20 protein-coding genes and 2 pseudogenes are annotated in these 18,793 nt (G+C 70.2%); 5 read left to right on the top strand and 17 right to left on the bottom strand.

All coding sequences use genetic code 11. The features are described from left to right. Positions 1 to 152 (top strand): annotated as a pseudogene (locus tag C7444_RS11625) (IS5/IS1182 family transposase); the annotation flags it as partial. Positions 153 to 170: 18 nt separating this feature from the next. Here the strand turns inward: C7444_RS11625 and C7444_RS20625 are convergent. Then, positions 171 to 387 (bottom strand): annotated as a pseudogene (locus C7444_RS20625) (IS5/IS1182 family transposase); the annotation flags it as partial. Positions 388 to 1,097: 710 nt separating this feature from the next. Here C7444_RS20625 and C7444_RS19985 point away from each other — a divergent pair. Then, positions 1,098 to 1,457, top strand: coding sequence for a hypothetical protein (locus tag C7444_RS19985; RefSeq protein ID WP_146219382.1), 360 nt, complete (start codon positions 1,098 to 1,100; stop codon positions 1,455 to 1,457). 165 nt (positions 1,458 to 1,622) lie between these two features. Further along, the gene (locus C7444_RS20250; RefSeq protein ID WP_170130720.1) at positions 1,623 to 1,793 is read left to right on the top strand and encodes a hypothetical protein; all 171 of its coding nucleotides are present in this window, start codon (positions 1,623 to 1,625) and stop codon (positions 1,791 to 1,793) included. Positions 1,794 to 1,827: 34 nt separating this feature from the next. Here C7444_RS20250 and C7444_RS11615 read toward each other — a convergent pair whose 3' ends face one another. Beyond that, entirely contained in the window at positions 1,828 to 2,079 is a 252-nt protein-coding gene (locus tag C7444_RS11615; RefSeq protein WP_211317531.1) for a helix-turn-helix domain-containing protein, read from the bottom strand. 50 nt (positions 2,080 to 2,129) lie between these two features. Then, positions 2,130 to 2,792, bottom strand: a complete 663-nt coding sequence (locus C7444_RS11610; protein WP_110401015.1) for a trimeric intracellular cation channel family protein — start codon at positions 2,790 to 2,792, stop codon at positions 2,130 to 2,132. 187 nt (positions 2,793 to 2,979) lie between these two features. Here C7444_RS11610 and C7444_RS11605 point away from each other — a divergent pair, with 187 nt between their 5' ends. Continuing rightward, positions 2,980 to 4,242, top strand: a complete 1,263-nt coding sequence (locus tag C7444_RS11605; protein WP_170130719.1) for a diguanylate cyclase — start codon at positions 2,980 to 2,982, stop codon at positions 4,240 to 4,242. 10 nt (positions 4,243 to 4,252) lie between these two features. Here the strand turns inward: C7444_RS11605 and C7444_RS11600 are convergent, their stop codons facing one another. From C7444_RS11600 to xoxF, 11 genes are all read right to left on the bottom strand, one after another. After that, positions 4,253 to 4,885, bottom strand: a complete 633-nt coding sequence (locus C7444_RS11600) for a thioredoxin domain-containing protein (protein WP_245909523.1) — start codon at positions 4,883 to 4,885, stop codon at positions 4,253 to 4,255. After that, complete coding sequence (locus tag C7444_RS11595) at positions 4,882 to 5,778, bottom strand: quinoprotein dehydrogenase-associated SoxYZ-like carrier (RefSeq protein WP_245909522.1); 897 nt, start codon at positions 5,776 to 5,778, stop codon at positions 4,882 to 4,884. The genes C7444_RS11600 and C7444_RS11595 overlap by 4 nt, the downstream gene beginning before the upstream one ends. A 76-nt stretch (positions 5,779 to 5,854) precedes the next feature. Beyond that, entirely contained in the window at positions 5,855 to 6,871 is a 1,017-nt protein-coding gene (locus tag C7444_RS11590; protein ID WP_110401012.1) for an MBL fold metallo-hydrolase, read from the bottom strand. Positions 6,872 to 6,889: 18 nt separating this feature from the next. Then, positions 6,890 to 7,465 (bottom strand): SRPBCC family protein, encoded by a 576-nt coding sequence (locus C7444_RS11585; RefSeq protein WP_110401011.1) that lies wholly within the window; start codon positions 7,463 to 7,465, stop codon positions 6,890 to 6,892. A 50-nt stretch (positions 7,466 to 7,515) separates the two neighbouring features. Continuing rightward, the gene (locus C7444_RS11580; protein WP_245909521.1) at positions 7,516 to 8,481 is read right to left on the bottom strand and encodes a YncE family protein; all 966 of its coding nucleotides are present in this window, start codon (positions 8,479 to 8,481) and stop codon (positions 7,516 to 7,518) included. Further along, entirely contained in the window at positions 8,478 to 9,365 is an 888-nt protein-coding gene (locus C7444_RS11575; RefSeq protein ID WP_110401010.1) for a quinoprotein dehydrogenase-associated SoxYZ-like carrier, read from the bottom strand. Before C7444_RS11575 ends, C7444_RS11580 begins: the two co-directional genes overlap by 4 nt. A gap of 12 nt (positions 9,366 to 9,377) precedes the next feature. Further along, positions 9,378 to 9,767 (bottom strand): hypothetical protein, encoded by a 390-nt coding sequence (locus tag C7444_RS11570; protein WP_110401009.1) that lies wholly within the window; start codon positions 9,765 to 9,767, stop codon positions 9,378 to 9,380. Then, the gene (locus tag C7444_RS11565; protein WP_170130718.1) at positions 9,764 to 10,555 is read right to left on the bottom strand and encodes a hypothetical protein; all 792 of its coding nucleotides are present in this window, start codon (positions 10,553 to 10,555) and stop codon (positions 9,764 to 9,766) included. Before C7444_RS11565 ends, C7444_RS11570 begins: the two co-directional genes overlap by 4 nt. Positions 10,556 to 10,566: 11 nt before the next feature. Next, positions 10,567 to 11,412 (bottom strand): substrate-binding domain-containing protein, encoded by an 846-nt coding sequence (locus tag C7444_RS11560; protein WP_375136931.1) that lies wholly within the window; start codon positions 11,410 to 11,412, stop codon positions 10,567 to 10,569. Positions 11,413 to 11,464: 52 nt separating this feature from the next. Next, positions 11,465 to 11,815, bottom strand: coding sequence for a c-type cytochrome (locus tag C7444_RS11555; protein ID WP_245909520.1), 351 nt, complete (start codon positions 11,813 to 11,815; stop codon positions 11,465 to 11,467). Between the two features lie 126 nt (positions 11,816 to 11,941). Next, complete coding sequence (gene xoxF, locus C7444_RS11550; protein WP_211317534.1) at positions 11,942 to 13,705, bottom strand: PQQ-dependent ethylene glycol dehydrogenase XoxF; 1,764 nt, start codon at positions 13,703 to 13,705, stop codon at positions 11,942 to 11,944. Between the two features lie 551 nt (positions 13,706 to 14,256). On the opposite strand from xoxF, the gene C7444_RS11545 reads away from it, so the two are divergent. Next, a complete protein-coding gene (locus tag C7444_RS11545) occupies positions 14,257 to 15,831 on the top strand; it encodes a methyl-accepting chemotaxis protein (RefSeq protein WP_110401005.1) in 1,575 nt (524 codons plus the stop codon). Positions 15,832 to 15,936: 105 nt separating this feature from the next. Here C7444_RS11545 and C7444_RS11540 read toward each other — a convergent pair whose 3' ends face one another. Genes C7444_RS11540 through C7444_RS11530 form a run of 3 tightly spaced genes read right to left on the bottom strand, consistent with a single transcriptional unit; the run spans position 15,937 to position 18,783 of the window. Next, positions 15,937 to 16,287: a YkgJ family cysteine cluster protein gene (locus C7444_RS11540; RefSeq protein WP_110401004.1), complete on the bottom strand. Its 351-nt coding sequence runs from the start codon at positions 16,285 to 16,287 to the stop codon at positions 15,937 to 15,939. Positions 16,288 to 16,321: 34 nt separating this feature from the next. Beyond that, positions 16,322 to 18,253, bottom strand: coding sequence for a secretin N-terminal domain-containing protein (locus tag C7444_RS11535; protein WP_110401003.1), 1,932 nt, complete (start codon positions 18,251 to 18,253; stop codon positions 16,322 to 16,324). Further along, positions 18,250 to 18,783 carry a hypothetical protein gene (locus tag C7444_RS11530; RefSeq protein WP_110401002.1) on the bottom strand — a complete coding sequence of 178 codons (534 nt, stop codon included), beginning with the start codon at positions 18,781 to 18,783 and terminating at the stop codon, positions 18,250 to 18,252. The genes C7444_RS11535 and C7444_RS11530 overlap by 4 nt, the downstream gene beginning before the upstream one ends. Between the last annotated feature and the right edge of the window lie 10 nt (positions 18,784 to 18,793).

Genomic DNA, 18,793 nt, shown 5'->3' with positions numbered 1-18,793 from the left:
AGCGCAGTTTCGGCTGGCTGTCGCGGTTTCGTCGGCTCAGCCGCGATTTCGAGCGCTTGCCTCAGGTGCTGGCCAGTTTGCATTTCGTGGTCTTCGCCATCCTCATGCTCCCCAAGGCCGCAGCGGTGCTGGCTTCGGGGGGAAGTTCATAACACGCTCTAGACCACTCAGCGCTGGGACAGCAATACAAACCCCTTCTTCGCTTCGGTCAGTTTGGCAATCTGCAGGGTGATACCGCTGTCCTTGGCGTCCTGCTGGGCTTTCTCACCGGTGTAGCACTGGGCGGTCCACGCCAGATGGACCCGTCTCGCCGGTATCCTGCTGCACCGCCTCGGACAGCGCCTTGACCTGGGCGTGCTCCTGCTCGTCGGCCGGTGTGACTGTCATCTATCTTGACAGAGGGGGGGATTCTGATCACGATGGCCGCGCGTGTGATTCGCTGCCATGATGGCTTAATGAGGATTACGGTTTTCCCCTAGTTGTGCTGCCGGGGATGATGCTCAGGTTTAGCGTAGGTAACGCTTATTGCCGCCAGACGTGTGGCAGTAGGTTCCTCCGCGTGGGCCAGTGCATGTTGTGCCGCTTGAGCACGGGCAAGAGCTGGGGTCCGATCCCACGGAATTTGAACTGCCTGCTGGTGCGCGCGAAGATCCTGATGACTTCTTTGTGTGCTTGATGGGGCTGTAATAACTTCGCCCTTTGCTCCTTGCGTCCACATCGGTCGCATGTATTGTTGCGAGTGAGAAAAGAGCTGCTGCCATAAAAGCGGTAAATCGATTATCCATCTTTTGTCCTGTAATTTGAGTGGTGAGTGTGCGTGAGATGCGCGCGACTCAGACTTATTTATATGCAACATTTTTTCATCTATCGATGCGCTGCCTGTGAGGTAAGGTGGCTGCAGATGATTTATGTGAATAATTGCCGGTTTTTCTGAATGGTGCGGCTACCATTTTTGGTTTTATTTTTTTGCTCTGAGTGTAGGATGCATTTGATGGTTAATGCTTGTGTAGTTGAGATGGATTCACGTCTTGTCAATGTAAATTTATATTGTCGTGTTTTGGTATATGGTTGCTAGTGTTTTTTTGAGGGGTGTTGTGATGTCTAAAATATATTCGGCGGTGGCTTCTGTCCTAATGCTTGGGCTCTCTGTTTCTGTTTCTGTTGCTGCTGCCGATTTGAGTCGGGATCAGAGAATTGATTTGACAGTGTTTTCAATTCGCGCAATGGGTATTGATAAAGGTGCTTCTGACATCAAAGAGGTTCCAAGTCAGTCTGAGGTTTTGGAGGTGGTGAAGGCTGGGATTAACGTAAATCAACTGCTGTGTGCTCGCATTACATCTGTCCGGCCTCTAAAGATCCGTGGTGCTTACGAAGTTGCTTGTGTTGCATACCGCAATGGCACAGCCACAAAAACTTATGTTCTCGATTCATCAAAGGGGGCTGCATTCGAGCCGTGAGCGTCTCGGGATTTTTTGTTTTTTGGGAGGAGTTGCTCCAAGGTACTTCTAAAAACCAGCCCGGACCTTCACCTGAGCCGGGCATGGCGCCAAGATGACGCCCCATGCTCACGTCCCGCATCAAGCCATCGAGTTTTTTCCTGAGAGGCCGCGGACGACCTGTTCGTGGTGCAGCAGCGCAAGGCCAAGCTGGAGGGCTGCGTGCAGATGCTGGCGGCGATGGACGAGGGAATCGGCTTCGCAGCGATGGACAAGGCCGGCCCGCGCGCCGACCGCAGCAAGGGCTGGCGCCAGCCGTATGCGATCGAGGCGCTGGTGCGCATGGTGTTTCTGTGAGGCTGTACAACCTGTCGGAGGCGCAGTGCGAACATCAGGTGCTGCATCGGCCGCCGATATGCGCCATGCGGAAGGTGATGGCCTCGATCGGGTCCGGCGCCTCCACCGGATAGTGCCGGCGCTCGTAGGCCTGGATCAGCGTGATCAGCGCGTCGAAGTACGCTCCCAGATCACTGGCCGGGTCAGGCTCCTCGGGCAAGTCGAACAGGGTTTCCACGCGCTGCAGCGCGGCACGGTAATCGGCCTCAGTGCGCAGCGGCCGAAGAACGGGGATGTCGTCGCTCATGGTCTTGGCTCCAATGTGGTGGCGTCGATGGCGATGTGCGCCGCCCCCGGTCACCGGTCCGCCGGCGGTCCGGGATTCCAGGCGGGCAGGCTGTAGCCGGTCCACAGGGCCAGTCCCCGCAGCACGACGGTCGTGCTGGCGGCGGCGGTCAGGCCGATCCAGTCGGGGGCGTTCAGGGTGTCGGCCAGCACCAGCATCCAGGTGCCGATGAACGCGCAGGCGGCGTAGGGGCGGTGGTCCCGGAAGGCGCTGGGGATCTCGTTGCAGACGATGTCGCGCAGCACGCCGCCGAAGACGGCGGTGATCACGCCCATCAGCACGGCGACGATGGCGGGCATCTGCATGTCCAGCGCGATCCGGGTCCCGGCGGCCGAGAAGAGTCCGAGCCCGAGGGCGTCGGGCCAGGACACGGCGCGCTCGGTCAGCTCGAAATGGCGCGCTCGCAAGGTCAGCATCGCCACCGTGCACAAGGCCAGCAGGATCCACAGCCAGGAGGCGTGCTGGACCCAGAAGAACGGTCGGCGGTCGAGCAGGATGTCGCGCAGGGTGCCGCCGCCGAAGGCGGTCAACCCGGCCACCACGCACACGCCCACCAGGTCGAGCCGCTTGCGTGCGGCCTCCAGCAGGCCCGACAGCGCGAAGGCCAGCGTGGCCAGCACTTCCACCAGGGTCTGCAGCAGGGAGAAGTCGAAGAGGGCGTGGTGGTAGGTCATGAAAGTGTTCTCGTCGTCAACCGCTGGTCTGGTGCGCCGGAAGGGGGGAGCTGGCGCGCGGACGGTGTGCACAGGGTAGCGGCCTGGACCGACCTTGGAGCCGGATCTTGCGGGTGGCGGTGGATGGACCTCAAGCGGCCTGCCGGTCGTCCGATATGTGCTGATGACCAGCAAGCCCGATGGATGGATGAAGAGCACGAGGGGGCGCCTGAACATGGTGCTGGCCGGCGTCAGCGCGGTCGCGATGCTGGTGTCGGGCAGCGTGTTCCACGCGGCGCTGAGCCAGGACGCCCATGAGGATGTCCGGCGCGAGGCGGTGCTGCAGATGGCGACCGCGCAGGCGGTGCGTGCCTACACCAGCGAGCATGTCCGGGATGCGCTGCTGCAGCACGACGGGCCGTTCCCGCCGGCGGCGGTGCCCTCGTTCAGCGCGGTGACGACGATGAAGTACCTGCAGCAGGCCTACCCGGACTACCGCTACCAGGAGCTGGCGATCAACCCGACCCAGCCGGACAACCGGGCCCGCGGCTGGGAGCTGCAGGTGATCGAGGCCTTCCGCGCCGGGGGCGCTGAAGAACGTTTCCTGACCACCGGCAGCGGGGCGGCGCAGATGCTGCATTACGCCCGGCCGCTGCGGGTGGTGAACGAGGCGTGCCTGCGCTGCCATGGCTCGCCCGAAGCCGCTCCCGCCGCCCTGGTGGCGAAGTACGGTCGCCAGGGGGGCTTCGGCTGGCGGGTCGGCGAGGTGGTGGGCGCCCAGATCGTGTCGGTGCCGGCCCGCACGGCGTTCGCCAGGGTGGACAGCACCTTCCTGCATTACCTGGGCGCTTCGGCGGCGCTGTTCCTGTCCTTCTTCGCGGTGCTGAACTGGATGCTGTCACGCACGGTGCTGCAGCCCATCGTCAGCTCGAACCAGCGGCTGGCGAAGCTGGCCTCGCGCGACGGGCTGACGGGCGCGGCCAACCGGCGCCGTTTCCTGGCGCAGCTGGACGGGGAGATCCGGCGCTGCGGCACGCAGGGCGCGCCGCTGTCGGTGATCATGATCGACCTGGACCACTTCAAGCGCATCAACGACGAGCATGGCCATGCGGTCGGTGACGAGGTGCTGCGCTCGTGCTGCCGGCGGGTGAAGCGGCGCCTCGGGCCGTCGGATGTGCTGGGCCGGCTGGGCGGCGAGGAGTTCGCCGTGCTGCTGCCGGCCACCGACGAGTCCGGCGCCGGCCAGATGGCCGCGCTGCTGCTACTGGCCATCAGCGGCAAGCCGATGCAGCAGGCCGGCCAGGTGACGGCCAGCCTGGGCGTGGCCCGGCACCGTGCGGGCGAGACCGGCGCGCAGCTGCTGGAGCGCGCGGATGCGGCGCTCTACCGGGCCAAGCGCGAGGGGCGCAACCGGGTGGTGCGCGCCGCGCCGCTGATCCCGGTGGTGCCCGGGGCCTGCGTCGCAGGGTGAGCGGGCGGGCTCACTCCACCAGGTCGAGGATCTCGATCTGTTCGGCCACGGTCTGGAAGGTGCCGGCGCCGGCGGGCATCTGCATCAGCGGCCGGCCGCTGGCGTCGAGCAGCCAGACGCTGGGGTAGACCAGCAGGCGGGCGCGCTGGTCGCCGATGGCCCGCTGGAAGTCGGCGTAGGGCAGGCGCAGCGCCTCGGTGCGCAGCACCAGGTGGCGGCTGGTGACCGACAGCTGGCTGTGCAGGTCGACGACGAGGTAACGCGCGGCAAAACGCGGCGCCAGCACGGGGGCGTGCTCACGCAGGAAAGCCTCGTAGCGGCGGCAGTAGGGGCAGTCGGCGGCGCCGAGGTAGACGTAGAGCGACTTGCCCTCCTGGCGGGCGCGCTGCTGGGCCGGCCGCAGGTCGAACTCGATGCGCCCATCGTCGCCGGGCAGCGGCCGCACGGCCATCGGTGCGTAGGCGGCGGGGATCTCGGCCCGGGCCGGACGGCTGCACAGCAGGGGAGCCACCAGCAGCAGCGCGGCGAGCAGGCGGGTGACGAGCAGGCGGGTGCCGGGCCGCGGAGTGACGGACCGCCGGGCGGCCGGGCCCGCGCGACGCGCGCGCGGTCCGGTTCGGGCGGGCCCGCCGGCCGTGTTCACGAGGCCTGCCCGGTGGCCGGATCGAAGCGGGCGCTGAAGTGCTGCTCGCGGGTGTCGAGCACCTCGGCGCCGAGCCGCTCGCCGGGCCGGTGCAGGAAGTGGAAGCGCCAGGTCGGGTTCTCGCTGATGGAGAAGTCCAGGTCGGCATCGAACAGCAGGGCCTCGCCGCGGCTGACCCGCAGCGAGCGCACGAAGTGCGGCGGGATGAACATGAGGGTCACCTGGTTGAGCTCGAAGCCGGTGTCGTTGGGGTGCAGCACGGTGACCTCGGCGGGTGTGGGGCCGTCGGCATGGAGCCCGGCGGGCAGGCGGAAGCTGGTGCGTCCGATCAGCTGCGGCGCGTCGCGGTTGGGCGGGGCGGAGCAGCCGCCGGAGACCTTCACGTAGCGCGAGTCCAGGTGCAGCGAGCCGTCGGACAGCTCGCTGACCACACGGATGTGGCTGTATTCGTCCACCCGCAGCCGGGTCTCGAAGTCGGCCTGGCCCAGCTCGGGCGTCAGCGTCAGCACGGCGGCCACCGGCGAGGGGTTCTTGTCGACCAGCAGCGTCAGGCGGCGCACGTGGCGCTCGGGGGTCTGCGGCAGGTGCGAGCTGATCTTCACCGGCACGCTGGCGCCGTAGGCGGCCCGCAGCGGCACGCTCAGCTGCACCAGGCCGGGGCTGCCGACGTGCAGCCGCTGGTGGCCGAACAGGCGCTCGCGCAGCTGTTCCCACTGGGGCGAGCTGTCGCCGTGACCGACGTTGCTGGGCAGCCCGCCCGGTGCGGCGCGGGCCGGGTGCAGCGGCCACAGGCCGGTGCCCAGCGTGGCGGCGCTCAGGGCCGACGCGGCCGAGCGCTGCAGCCAGGCGCGGCGCGCGAGGTCGGCATCGGGGCCGACTGCGGGGCTGACCACGGGGCCGGGTGCGTGGGGCGGGATCGTTGGGGGGCGTCTGGGCATGGCAGCTCCGGTCGGCGGGGCGGGGCGGGGGTCAGGGGGCCGGTGCCGGTCGCGGGCTCGGCTGCAGCAGCAGCACCCGCTCCAGCCGCAGGTAGACGATCGCGGCGTTGCGGCGGTGGGTGGTCTCGTACTGGTCCCAGCCGGCGAATTCGGGCAGCTCCACGGCCTGCGCGATGTCGGCCAGCGAGGTGTCGGCGGCCAGCTCGCGGGCGACGGCGGCCTCGAGCTGGTCGAGGTAGCGCCGGGTGGTGTCGATCAGCCGGGGGCCCGGGCCGGCCGGGCCGTGTCCGGGCACGACGAGGCGGGGCGCCAGCTCGTGCAGCCGGTCGAGCGTGGTGCGCCAGCCGGGCAGGTCGCCGTCCTGCACGTCGGGGATGCGCAGGTGGTCGATCCAGCCGCCGGCCAGCAGCGTGCGGCTGTCGGCGTCGAACACGCCGATGTCGCCCGGGCCGCTGCCGTGGCCCAGGTGCAGCAGCTGGATCGGCCGACCGATCAGCGCCTCGTCGAGCGGGGTGCTGCCGTCGATCAGCCGGTCGGGGCGGGGCAGCGCGCTGCCTTGCATCGTGTCGGCGCCGAGCTGCTGCTGCAGCTGGCGCAGGCAGCGATCGCAGCGCGAGCGCATCACCTGCTCGGCGCGCCGGTGCATCAGCAGCGGCACGCCCGCGGCCTGGAAGGCGGTGGCGCCGAACAGGAATTCCTGTCGGGGCTGGGTCAGCACGGCCAGCCGCGGCCGCTGGCCGGTGTGCCGCTCGATGGTGGCCAGCAGCCGCCGGCCCTGCTGCCAGGACACGCCGGTGTCCACCGCCAGCACGCCGTTCGGCCCGACGATGAAAGCGGCGTTGCCGATCTCGCCGCGGTTGTCCGGGCCGATCTCGCCGTGCGCACCCCGCACCAGATAGACCCCCGGCGCGACCTGCTGCGCCACGCCGACGGCCCCCGGGGCCGGCAGCAGCTGGCAGCCCGGCAGCACCGCCGCCTCGGCCAGGCCCAGCAGCGCGCCCGCCAGCCGGATGCAGGCCGAGCGCCTGGAGGGGCCGCGGGGTGACATGGCCGATCGGGGCCGGGGTCAGCGGCCCTCGACCTGTTTCCTGAGCTGGTCGAGCCCGGCGCGGTAGACGCCGGTGACCGCCCGCACCGCGGCTTCGTCGTTCTGGTCCGGCGGCGGGTCGTTGTTCGGGTAGCCGCGGTAGAAGGCGCCGCGCCACTCGACCTGGCAGCGTTCGCCGTCGGCGCTGACGCGCAGCGTGGCGCTGTAGTTGGTCACCGGCAGCGCCGCGCCGCCGGCCTTGAGCCGGTAGCTGTACTTCATCTGCGCGTCGTCCCAGGTCTCGAGCGTCTCCTCGAGCTCACCGCCGCCCTTGAGCCGGACGGTGCGCACCGAACCGGGCTCGTTGCCCTGGGTGGCGCGGCTGGACTCGACGGCGGGGTGCCAGGCCTGCAGCGCGTCGAAGGGTCGCACCAGCGCCCAGACGGTGGCCGCCGGGGCGTTGATCGTGACGCTCTCGACCACCTTCTGGCGGGTCGGACCGTGGGCCCGGGCGCCGGGGGACAGCAGGGCCGCGGCACCGGCCGCGACGAGCAGGGCGAGCGCCGGCCACGGCCGGTGGCGCAGGGAACGGTGAGGCAGTGAAACGGCAGGCATCGGGGCTCTCCAGTGGCTCCTGTGGGTGAGGCGGGCGGATGGTGGCGGCTTCATCGGGCGGTGATGAAGTCGCCGAAGCCGCGGCTGTTGCGTCCGGTGGCGATCTGCTGCAGCAGCCGGCCGTCCTCGGGGTCGACCACGCTGACCTGCTCGTCCATCCAGTTGACGACGTAGAGCAGCTCCCCGTCGGCGGCGAGGCCCTCGGGGTAGCCGAAGCCGGTCAGCGTGCGGCGCGGCTGCAGCGTGCGGGCATCGAAGGTGCTGACGCTGCCGTCGTGCTGGTTGCTCACGCACAGCAGCCGGCCCTGCCGCGCCAGCGTGGCGGCATAAGGCGAGCGGCCGACCTTCAGCGTCTGCACGACGGTGTCGCTGGCCAGGTCGATCACGCTGACGTCGTCGCTCATCACGTTGAGCGCATGCAGCCGCCCGCGGGCGGCATCGAGCAGCAGGCCGAAGGGGTGGCGACCCACGGGGATGCGCTGGCGCACCTGCAGCGTCTCGGCATCGATGCGCGCGACGCGGTCGTCGTCCCGTTCGGCCACCCAGACGGTGCGGCCGTCGGCGCTGCTGGCCACGCCGGCCGGGGCGGCGCCCAGCGGCACGGCGCCCCGCAGGCGGTGCTGTCCGCCGTCGTGGTCGAACACCAGCAGCTGCTGCCCGTACCAGTCGGCCAGGAACCAGCGCCGGCCGTCGGCGCTGGCCGCCAGCCCGACCGCGCCCTGGCCTGCCGCGAGGGTCTGCACCACCTGCTGGCGCTCCACGTCGATGACCGAGACGCTGTGCCCATCGGCATTGGCCACCAGCACCGGCCCGCGTGCACCCAGCACGGCCACGCCGGCCGGCGAGCGTCCGACGGCGATGGTGTGCACCACCGACCGGCTGGCCAGGTCGATCACCGACACGTCGTGGCTGCCCTGGTTGGTGATGTAGGCCCAGGGCGCGGCGAAGGCGGGGGCCGCCGCCAGCAGCGCCGCCGCGGCCAGCCGTCGAGGCCCGCGCCGGGCGGCCACGCTCACGGCTGCACCTGGTAGGGCTGGTCCAGCCGGAAGGCCAGGCCGGCGGAGTCCTCGACCCGGACCTGCAGCAGGCCGCGTTCACGCGGCACGAAGTGCAGGTCCAGGCGCGGGTTCTCGCTGAGCGAGAAGTCCACGTCGGCGCTCAGCAGCGGCCGGTCCGAGTCGCTGAAGAGCACCTGGCGCACCCAGTGGGCGGGCGTGAACTGGCGGCTCAGCGGATCCATCGCCAGGCCGGAGTGGTTGGGGTGACTGATCTGCCAGCGCAGCAGCGCCGGCTGGCCGGCCACCAGCCGCGCCGGCAGCTGCAGCCGCATCTGGCCGAGCGTGCGGCGGGCCTGCTCGGCATCGGCCGCCGCGGCGGCCGAGCAGCCGCCCGAGGCCTTGACGAAACGCTGCACCGCGTGGAGTTCGCTCGCTGCGCCCGGGTCGTCCGGGCCGATCTCGATCACCACCCGCACCCAGCTGTAGGCATCGACCCGCACGCGGGTCTCCAGGTCGGCCCGCCCGCTGGCCAGCGTGGGGGTGACGATGGCCGCGATCGGTGACGGGTTCTCGTCGATCAGCAGCCACAGCCGCCGCACCAGGCGCCCGGCGGCCTGCGCCGGCGGAATGCGGATCACCAGCGGCACGAAGGCCGGGTCGCCGGCACGGCGGGGCAGCTCCAGGCGCAGCAGCTCGTCCCCGGCGGGCTGGATCGGCCGGTCGCCGAACAGCTCGCGCCGCACCTTCAGCCAGATCGGCCGCTGCTGCGCATCGTCGTCGGGGGACGCGGGTGCCCCCCGCGGTTCGGCCGCCCGCGGACCCTGCCAGGCGGGCATCCCCAGGCCGCCGGCCAGGGCGAGTCGGCCGGTGTGGCGCAGCCAGGCGCGGCGATGGATCGGCATGGCGGGGCCGCTTCAGCGGATCACGAAACACGCCCGCTTGGCGCGGGTCTGCACCTCGCGGTAGCGGCGGATCTGCACCTGCAGGCTCTCGTTGTCGCGGATGTAGGCCCCGCGCTCACCCCCGATGGTGTTGGCGTTGAAGAGCGCGTGGATGGCGCTGTAGTCCTCGAAACGCATCTCGCTGGCGATCGCCTCCTGGGCGCAGGCGCATTTGCTGACCATCTCGAAGTTGCTGCCCGGGTGCTCGCGCATGCACTCCTGCACGTAGAGCACCCGCTCGAGCGTCGGGAAGTCGTTGGCCTGCGCCGGGACACCGGCCAGGCCGGCGAGCGGCAGCAGCAGCCGGGCCGCCCAGGCCGGGCAGGTGCGTGGGCCACGGGGGGTGGACAGGTTCGGCGTCATGGCGGGTTCCTGGCGGTCGGGGGGCGGGCGAGGGCGGGCAGCACCCCGCCGTCGATCAGCAGCTCTTCTTCGATCAGCGGCAGGGCCGAGGCCGGGTCGGGGATCAGCGTGTGGATGGCGTAGACCCCGCCCGGCACCGCGTCCGACAGCCAGAAGCGGTACTGCTTGCCGGCGTATTTCTCGAAGCGCGGCCGGTTCGGGTCGTCGAGGTAGGGGCTGATCAGGATCTCCTGACCGGCCACCGGCTGGCCGCGGTAGCTCAGCGTCAGCGGGCGCACCGTGGCGCCGCGGTAGATCGCCATGCGGATCTGCTTGCGGAAGTGCTGGGTCGAGCCCTGGGTCAGGCGTTTCATCTCGCGCAGGTCACGCTCGAGGAAATGCAGCGTGATCGGGTTGCCCTGCGCCCCTTCGATCAGCGGCAGCACCTGCGCGCGCGCGCCGGTCAGGAACTGGCCCCGGGTGTCGCAGCAGCTGCCGTCCGCGCGCCGGCTGAGCTGCAGCTCGACCCGGTCGGCGTAGGCCTCCTCGATCGAGCTGGCGCGGCGGAAGCCGTAGCGCAGCGTCGTCGGCGGCTGCAGCGTCGCCAGCTGGTCGCTCATCAGCAGGCGGCGCTCGGCCTCGGAAAAATCGCGGGCGCCGTCCGACGCTGGCGGGCCGCCGGCCGCGGCGGCCTGGCCCTGCGCCCGGGCGATCGGCAGCAGCGGCCCCGACAGCATGGTCAGCAGGCACAGCAGCGCGGCGACCGACCGGCCGCGTCCGCGGCCTGGAGTCTCGATGGGGGCGGGCATGGCCATCGTGCTCAGCGTTGTGCCGCCACCTGGGCCGTCTCGGCGACCAGCGGCACGCCGAACTCGGTCAGGATGGCGTGGATCTCGGCCTGCCGGCGCTCGATGATGGCCTCGACCTGCTGTTTCCACTCCCGCTCGCCGTAGCGCACGCCCATGGCCATCTGGTAGTCGAAGCGCACGCCCGGCTCGGAGGCCATCGGCAGCACGGTCATCGGCACCGGGCTGCGCCGCGCGTAGAAACCGGCGATCGGGCCCCAGACGATGGCCGCGTCGATGCGCCCGGCCACCAGCTCCTTCTCGATGATCTCGCCCGGATACTGCTGCGGATCGGCATTGAGCATCTGGTAGGGAACGCCCTGGGCCACCAGCTGGTGGCGCACCAGCCAGTCCGAGGCCGGCGAGCGGTCGAACACGCCGATGCGCAGCCGCTCGCGCTGCGCCGGCTCAAGGGCCTGCAGGTCGCTGGCGGCCGTCACGCCATCGAGCCCGCGCCCGCGCGGGAACACCAGCGCGTAGGTGGAGCGGTAGTAGGGCCGCGTCACCGACACCTGGTCGAAGCCCACCGGCACGCCCATGACGATGTCGCAGGGGAAATCGGCTCCGGGCAGCTTGTAGCGCAGCGTGTTGCGGATGAAGGCCATGCGCTGCGGGAAGCTGTAGTAGGTCACCGGCAGGCCGAGCTCGCGGCCGAACAGCTCGGCGATGCGGTTCTCGATGCCCTCGGCGGCGGTGTTCGAGAACGGCAGGTTGTTCGGATCCTGGCAGACCCGCAGCGCCTTGCGCTCAGGCTGGTCCGGCGCGGGCGCCTGGGCCCGCGCCGGACCGCAGGCCATCAGCGCCACGAGCAGTGCGGCCACGGGGACGAGGGCCCGGCGGGCCCGGGAAGCGCGGACCGGTGTCATGCTGGCCTCACTTGATCTCTTCGACCTTGGCACGCGTGATGGCGCCGTCCGAGCGGCCCTTGAGGTAGGCGTAGAGCTGGTCGATGTTCTGCACCACCGTCGGGTTGGTGCCGAAGCTCTGCATGCCCTTGTCCAGGCGCCCGTCCATCACGGTCTTGACGAACTCGTCCTTGCTCAGCGTCTTGAGGCTGTTGACCAGCGATGGCCCGACCATGCCTTCCTGGTTGGCGCCGTGGCAGCGGTCGCAGGCGGCGGCCCGCCAGGTGCGGAAACCCTGCATCGTGTTGGTGTCCACCTTGTAGCCGTCGACCACGGTGTAGAGCGGGGCCGTGCTCTGGGCCTGGGTGGCCTGGGCCATGCCGCACAGGCCGAGGACGAGGGGCAGAAGAGCCCATGCTGCGTGTCTCATGTCTTCCATGTCTCCATCGTTTTCGACATCGGGGGGTGGCGTGCACGCCACCCCCTCGCGTGCGTGGTGTCCCGCTCAGTTGGGCAGGGCGAACACGGTCAGCGATCCGCCCAGTTCGGTGTACTGGCTCAGCTCCTTGTAGCCACCCACCGCACCCAGGCCGTCCTGGTCCTTCTCGAGACCGGCGGCCATGCCGATGCCGGCCCAGCCCCCGATGCCGGAGAACACGCCGATGTGCTGCTTGCCCTTGTGTTCATAGGTGAACACGTTGCCGATGATCCCGGAGGGCGTCTTGAACTTGAACAGCTCCTTGTTGATGTCCTTCGCGTCGACGCACTTCAGGTAACCCTCCAGCGTGCCGTAGCAGCTCAGGCCGCCCGCGGTGTTGAGCGAGCCGCTCCACACCGAGAACTTCTCGGCCTTGCTCTGCACGATCTTGCCGGTGCCCGCATCCCAGGTGATGTAGTTGCCCATGCCGCCGTGGCTGCCCGGGGCCGGGAACATCGACAGCGTCGCGCCCACGTAGGGCTGGCCGGCGGTGTACTCGACCTTGAACGGCTCGTAGTCCATGCAGACGTGGTTGGTCGGCACGTAGAACAGGCCGGTGTTCGGGTCGAACGAGGCCGGCTGCTGGTCCTTGGAGCCCAGCGCTGCCGGGCAGATGCCCTTGGTGTTGACGTCCGGGCCGTTCTGCGCAGTCGAGTACTGCTTGACCACCTGCGGGCGACCGCTCTTCATGTCGACGTGCGTGGCCCAGTTGACCTTCGGGTCGTACTTCTCGGCCACCAGCAGCGCGCCGGTCACGCGGTCGAGCGTGTAGCCGAAGCCGTTGCGGTCGAAGTGCACCAGCGCCTTGGTCTGCTTGCCCTTGACCGGGATGTCGGCCAGGATCATCTCGTTGATGCCGTCGAAGTCCCACTCGTCGAACGGCGTCATCTGGTAGACCCAGTTGACGCGGCCCGTGTCCACGTCACGCGACCAGATCGACATCGACCACTTGTTGTCGCCCGGGCGCTGCGACGGGTTCCAGGTCGACGGGTTGCCGGTGCCGTAGTAGACCGAGTTGGTGGCCTTGTCGTAGCTGTACCAGCCCCAGGTCGTGCCGCCGCCGGTCTTCCACTGGTCGGCCTGCCAGGTCTTCAGCGACGAGTCCGGGCCCACCGGCGTGACCTTGCCGTCGGCCCAGGTGGTGGTCCTGGCCGGGTCGATCAGCATCTCGCTGTCCGGTCCGACCGAATAGCCCTTCCACACCTGCTTGCCGCTGTTGATGTCGTAGGCGGCCAGGAAGCCGCGCACGCCCCACTCGCCGCCGGAGATGCCGGTGATGACCTTGTCCTTGAAGACGTGGGGCGCGTTGGTGTTGACCGCCCCGAGCTTGGGGTCGCCGTTCTTGACCGACCAGACCACCTTGCCCGACTTCGCGTCCAGCGCGACGAGGTTGGAGTCGGCCTGCTGCAGGAAGACCTTGCCCTCGGCATAGGCCAGGCCGCGGTTGACCGTGTCGCAGCACATCTGCGGGATCACCGCCGGGTCCTGCTTGGGCTCGTACTTCCAGAGGATCTTCTGCGTCTCCAGGTCGATCGCGAAGACCTTGTTGGGGAAGGGCGAGTGCAGGAACATCGTGCCGTCGATCACCAGGGGCGAGCCCTCGTGGCCGCGCAGCACGCCGGTCGAGAAGGTCCAGGCGACCTGCATCTTGCCGACGTTGCCCTTGTTGATCTGGTTGAGCTTGCTGTAGCGCTGGTTGAACATGTCGCCGGCCTGCATCGCCCAGTTCTTCGGGTTGGCGACATTCTTCTCGACGTCGGGGTTGGCCAGGACCACGGCCGGACAGGCCATCAGCGCGATGCAGGTGCTGCGCACCAGCCAATGGCTCCGTGTTTCGGATGCTTTCATGGGTGTCTCCTCGCTTTTCAGGTGGTGAACACAAGGCCGCCTGGCACCACCTGTACCCCGGCGACTCTTTCGGTACCCGGGAGGGCTTTTCGCAACTCCCATGCCTGTCGTGCGGGCCCGGCAGCGGTCCGGATCGGCAGGTCGGGGCGCGGACCGGGGGGCGGCGGGCCCATGCCCGGGGCCGACCCGGCCGGGATCCGTGGCAACCCTGGCCTTGCTGATTCCGTGTTCTCAAGAGCCGCGGTTCCCGGGCGTGCCGGCCGCACGGACTACGGGAAAGTCCCCGCCCGGTCCGGCCCCCCGGATCCGGGTCCGAGCCGGTCGCTCATCCGTGAACATGTACCGCTGGCGAGGCGATCCGCCAGATTCGGAGCAAAGTGTGCCGTCGCCGTGAGCCGCAGGTCAGGCGGGGAACGGGGTGGCATTTCCGGTCTTGCACGCTGTCCCGAAACGACACACTGGTGGGCATCTGCCTTCACAAGACTGGACGTTCCATGCCTCTCTGGCGACATCTGCGCATCGGCGCCCGCCTCATGGTCAGCTTCGGGCTGGTGGTCGTGCTGATGCTGGCGGCCCTGATCGTCAGCCTGGCCCGGCTGCACGAGGTGCAGCGCAAGACCGATCAATTCACGGGCGAGCAGGCCGAGCGGGTCGCGCTGGCCACCGAGTGGCGCGAGAACATCAGCGTGAACTCGACCCGGGCGCTGGCCATCGTGCTGACGAGCGATCCGGCGCTGGCGCCGGCCTTCGAGGCCGACATGAAGGCGATCACCGCCCGCACGTCGGCCGTGCAGAAGCGTTTTGCCGAACTGGAGACCACCGAACAGGGCGTGCAGTTGCAGAAGGAGCTGGCGGCCGTGCGCCAGCGCTACCTCGAGGCCCGCGACGGGGTGCTGCAGGCCAAGGAGAAGGGCGGCGGCATCGCGGCGGCGGTCGAGACCGGCCGGGCAGTGGTGCAGTTCAAGGACCTGACGCGTCAGTACATCGACGTGGCCCACCGCATGGGCCTGCATCAGGCGGAGCGGGCCCGCCTGAACGCCCGCGCGATCGCCGACGACCTGGCGTTCACCCGCACGGTCAGCATCGTGGGCATCGCCTTCAGCGCCCTGGTGGCGCTGGGCCTGGGCCTGCTGCTGTCGCGCAGCGTGGTGGGCCCGGTGGTGCAGGCCGGCGAGGCCGCCCGGCGCATCGCCGACGGCGACCTGACCGCCGACATCCGCCCGTCGACCGCCGATGAGACCGGGGACCTGGTGCGGGCGCTGGCGCAGATGCAGCAGTCGCTGGCGCGCATCGTCGGCGAGATCCGGCTGTCGTCCGAATCGATCCAGCTGGCCAGTGCCGAGGTCGCCTCGGGCAACCAGGACCTGAGCCACCGCACCGAACAGACCGCCAGCAACCTGCAGCACGCCGCCAGCTCGCTCGACGAGCTCACCGGCACCGTGCGCCAGAGCGCCGATGCCGCCGCGCAGGCCCACCAGCTGGCGAACTCGGCCTCGCAGACCGCGCAGCGTGGCGGCGACGTGGTGGCCCAGGTCGTCGCGACGATGGAGGACATCCAGACCAGCTCGCGCAAGATCGCCGACATCATCGGCGTGATCGACGGCATCGCCTTCCAGACCAACATCCTGCCGCTGAACGCGGCGGTGGAAGCCGCCCGCGCCGGTGAACAGGGCCGCGGCTTCGCGGTGGTGGCCGGCGAGGTGCGCAACCTGGCGCAGCGCTCGGCCGAGGCCGCCCGCGAGATCAAGTCGCTGATCGGCGCCTCGGTCGACCGGGTCGAGACCGGCACCCGCCTGGTCCAGGACGCCGGCCAGACCATGGGCGACATCGTCGCTTCGGTGCAGCGGGTCACCGACATCATCGGCGAGATCACCGCGGCGGCCTCGGAGCAGTCGACGGGCCTCCAGCAGGTCAACGGCGCGGTCAGCCAGCTCGACCAGATGACGCAGCAGAACGCCGCGCTGGTGGAGCAGAGCGCGGCGGCGGCCGAATCGATGAAGGACCAGGCCCTGCGCCTGACGCAGGTGGTCGGGACCTTCCGCGTCCACGATCCGGCCGCGGTCCGCTGACGGCGGCCTCCGGCCCCGTTGATCGCCTCGGCATCGAACCGCGCCCGGCCCTGTGCCGGGCGCGGTTTTTTTTCGGTGTGCCGTGCGCGGCCCGGAAGACGTCGCTCAGGGCAGCGGTGGCAGGCCGTGGCGGCGCCGGGCCCGTGCGCAGGCCTCGTCGCCGAGGCCCAGCGGGGCGAGCTGGCCGAATTCCCGGCAGGGGCCGGGGCGCCATTCGTAGATGCCGCAGCGGGCGTTCACGCCGACCTGACCGGTCAGCGCGGCGCAGCGGGGCTGCGCATGGTCGGTGCCCCGCAGGCGCACCAGCGTGCCGGTCAGCGGCACGGTCAGGCCGTCGGGCACGCTGCCGCCTTCGCTGGCGAGCTCGTCGCGGCTGAAGTCGACGCGAAAGCTCGCGCAGCAGGCGCCGCAGCGCACGCAGGGGTTGTCGGAGGAGGGGGAAGGGGCCGTGCTCATGCCCGCCACGATAGCGTGTGGCGGGCGCGCGGGCTCAGCGCACCGCGGTGGCGGTGGCCGGCGGCGTGGTGGTGGTGGCGGGGGCCGCAAGCTGGCCGGACGCCGCCCGGGCGGCGGGCGAGGCCGCTCCGGTGCTGCCCAGCTCGATGCGGCGCAGCGGGCCGTCCTGCGGATCCGACAGCTCCTGCAGGATGCCCTGGGTGCTGCGCGCCCAGTCGTCGGCGCTGCGGATGATGGTGGGCTTGATCAGCACCACCAGCTCCTTCTTGCGTGCGGTCTGGCTGCGGTTGCCCAGCAGCGTGGCGGTCAGGCTGTTCTGGCCGCTGCCGGGCAGGCCCGAGGCCGAGCGGCCCGACTCGACCTGCATCAGCCCGCCGATGGCGACGATCTGGCCGTCGAGCACCCGCACCACGGTGTCGGTCTCGTTGACCGAGCTGGAGGCCAGCGGCAGGTTGTAGCTGCCCAGCGTGCCCAGGTTGATCGGCTTGTTGACCTGCGTGACCGAGCTGACCGAGGGGTGGATGTGCAGCGTGATGGTGTTGCCCTCGTCGATCTGCGGGGTCACGTCCAGCGCCACGCCGGAGAAGAAGGGCGTCAGCGTCAGCGAGGGCATGGTCGTGGTGCTGCTGCCGGTCGTGCCGCTGGTGGCCGCGGTCGTGCCGCCGTTGATGTTGGTGACGAAGTAGTCGTCGGTGCCGACCTTGAGCACCGCCTTCTGGTTGTTCAGCGTGGCCAGGCGCGGGCTGGAGAGCACCTGGGTCTCGCCATGCGATTCCAGGAAGCCCATCACGGCCTGGAAGCCGTTGACCGCCAGCGACAGGCCGAACAGGCCACCGGTGGCCGCGGGCAGGGCGATGTTGTCCTTGAGCAGCGCGTTGGCCACGTCGGTGGGCAGCGTGGGCAGGCCGTTGCCGTTGGTGACCAGCGGGTTGCTGGCGTAGCCGCTGGTCTGGCCGATCGAGCCGCGTCCGCGCAGCACCGACCAGTCGATGCCGCTCTGGAAGCCGTCGCGCAGCTCGATCTCGACGATCTTGGCCTCCAGCATCACCTGGCGCTCGATCGCCAGGCGGGCGGTCTGCAGCAGCGCCTCGACCTGACGCAGTTCCTCGGGCATGGCCCGGACCATGATCACGCCGGCCTGCGGGCTGGTGATGACGCTGCGGCCCTGGGCGGTGCCGATCATCTGCCGCAGCGCGTCGACCAGCTCCTTCCACAGGTCGCTGGTCGAGGTGGTCGAGATGTGGCTGCTGTCGGGCTGCTGCTGCTGGCCGGCCCCGGCGCCGCTGGTGCCGCTGCCGCCGCTGCCACCCGAGCCGTTGCCGTTGTTCTGGTTGCCCACGCCGGCGCTGACGCGGATGTCGGTGCGCCCGCTGCGCTGCGAGGGCAGGTAGTTGACGGTGAACACCCGCGTCTGCATGGTCTGCGGGAAGACGGTGATGCGCCGACCGTCGATGCGGTAGTCGTAGCCGTAGACGTCACGCAGCGCGTCGAGCGCCTCGCGCAGCGTCACGCCGCGCAGCGTGACCGAGATCGTGCCGCTGAGCTCGGGGTGGGGCAGCATGTTGTAGCGCGAGTCCGCGCCCAGCGCGAGGAAGACGTCGCGCGCCGGGGCGCCGTTGACCACCAGGTCGATGCGGGGTTCGGCCGCCCGTCGGGCGGGAGCGGCCGCCTCGGCCGGCGTGGCGGGTGCGGTCGCGTCGGCGGCAGGCGGTCGGGCCGTGCCCGCCGGAGATGGCGGTGCGGCTGGACGTGCGGTTGCGTTCGCGGTCGCGAGTGCGGCGCCCGTCGCCGCGGGGGCGCCGGTGCTCGAGGGCGCGGCCGGCTGGGCCGCCCGCGCCAGGCTGGTGGCCAGGTCCTGCTGGCGGAACACGTCCAGCGGGCGCGGCAGCTCGGTCGGGGGCAGGGCACAGCCGCCGAGGCCGAGCAGGGCGCTCATGCAGGCGAGCTTCAGGGCATTGGGGCTCATGGTCGGGCCTCCTGGTTCAGCGGCGGATAGTCGGGGGACACGAGCCGGCCGTGCGAGGCGGCCGGTGCTCGGGTCGAAGGGGTGGGCGCCGGGGTCCGGGCGCGGCGGGTGGCGGGTCGCTCGCCGGGGGTGTCGTCGCGGCTGGGCCGGACCTGGACGCCGGCATACAGCGGCACGCGCCGCAGCACGCCGTCCTCGCGCAGCCAGATCGCGCTCGTGTCGATGCGCTCGATGCGCGCCGTGCCGAGCCGGTCGCCGACCCCGCGCGGCCAGCCCCGCTCGATCACGTGGGGGCGGCCGTTGATCGTCATGATGTGGCGGGGCACGGCGTCGTCGGCCGTGCCGGTGGCCGTCGCCGCGCTGCAGGGCGGCGTGCAGGCCGGGCCGGCGGCGCTGGCCGACTCGGCCGCCCGGATGGCGGCGGGCGCCAGCGTCGGGTCGCGCAGCGGTTCGGCGAATGCATTCGTGCCCGGGTGCAGGCCGAGGCTGGCCAGCAGCAGCGCGGCCAGCGGGTGTCGGGGGGCGGTCAAGATCGGTCTC

The sequence above is a fragment of the Sphaerotilus hippei genome (assembly GCF_003201595.1).
Lineage (GTDB): Bacteria > Pseudomonadota > Gammaproteobacteria > Burkholderiales > Burkholderiaceae_C > Sphaerotilus > Sphaerotilus hippei.
Note: the sequence above shows the minus strand (reverse complement) of the source record. Positions and strands in the feature narration are given on the sequence as shown.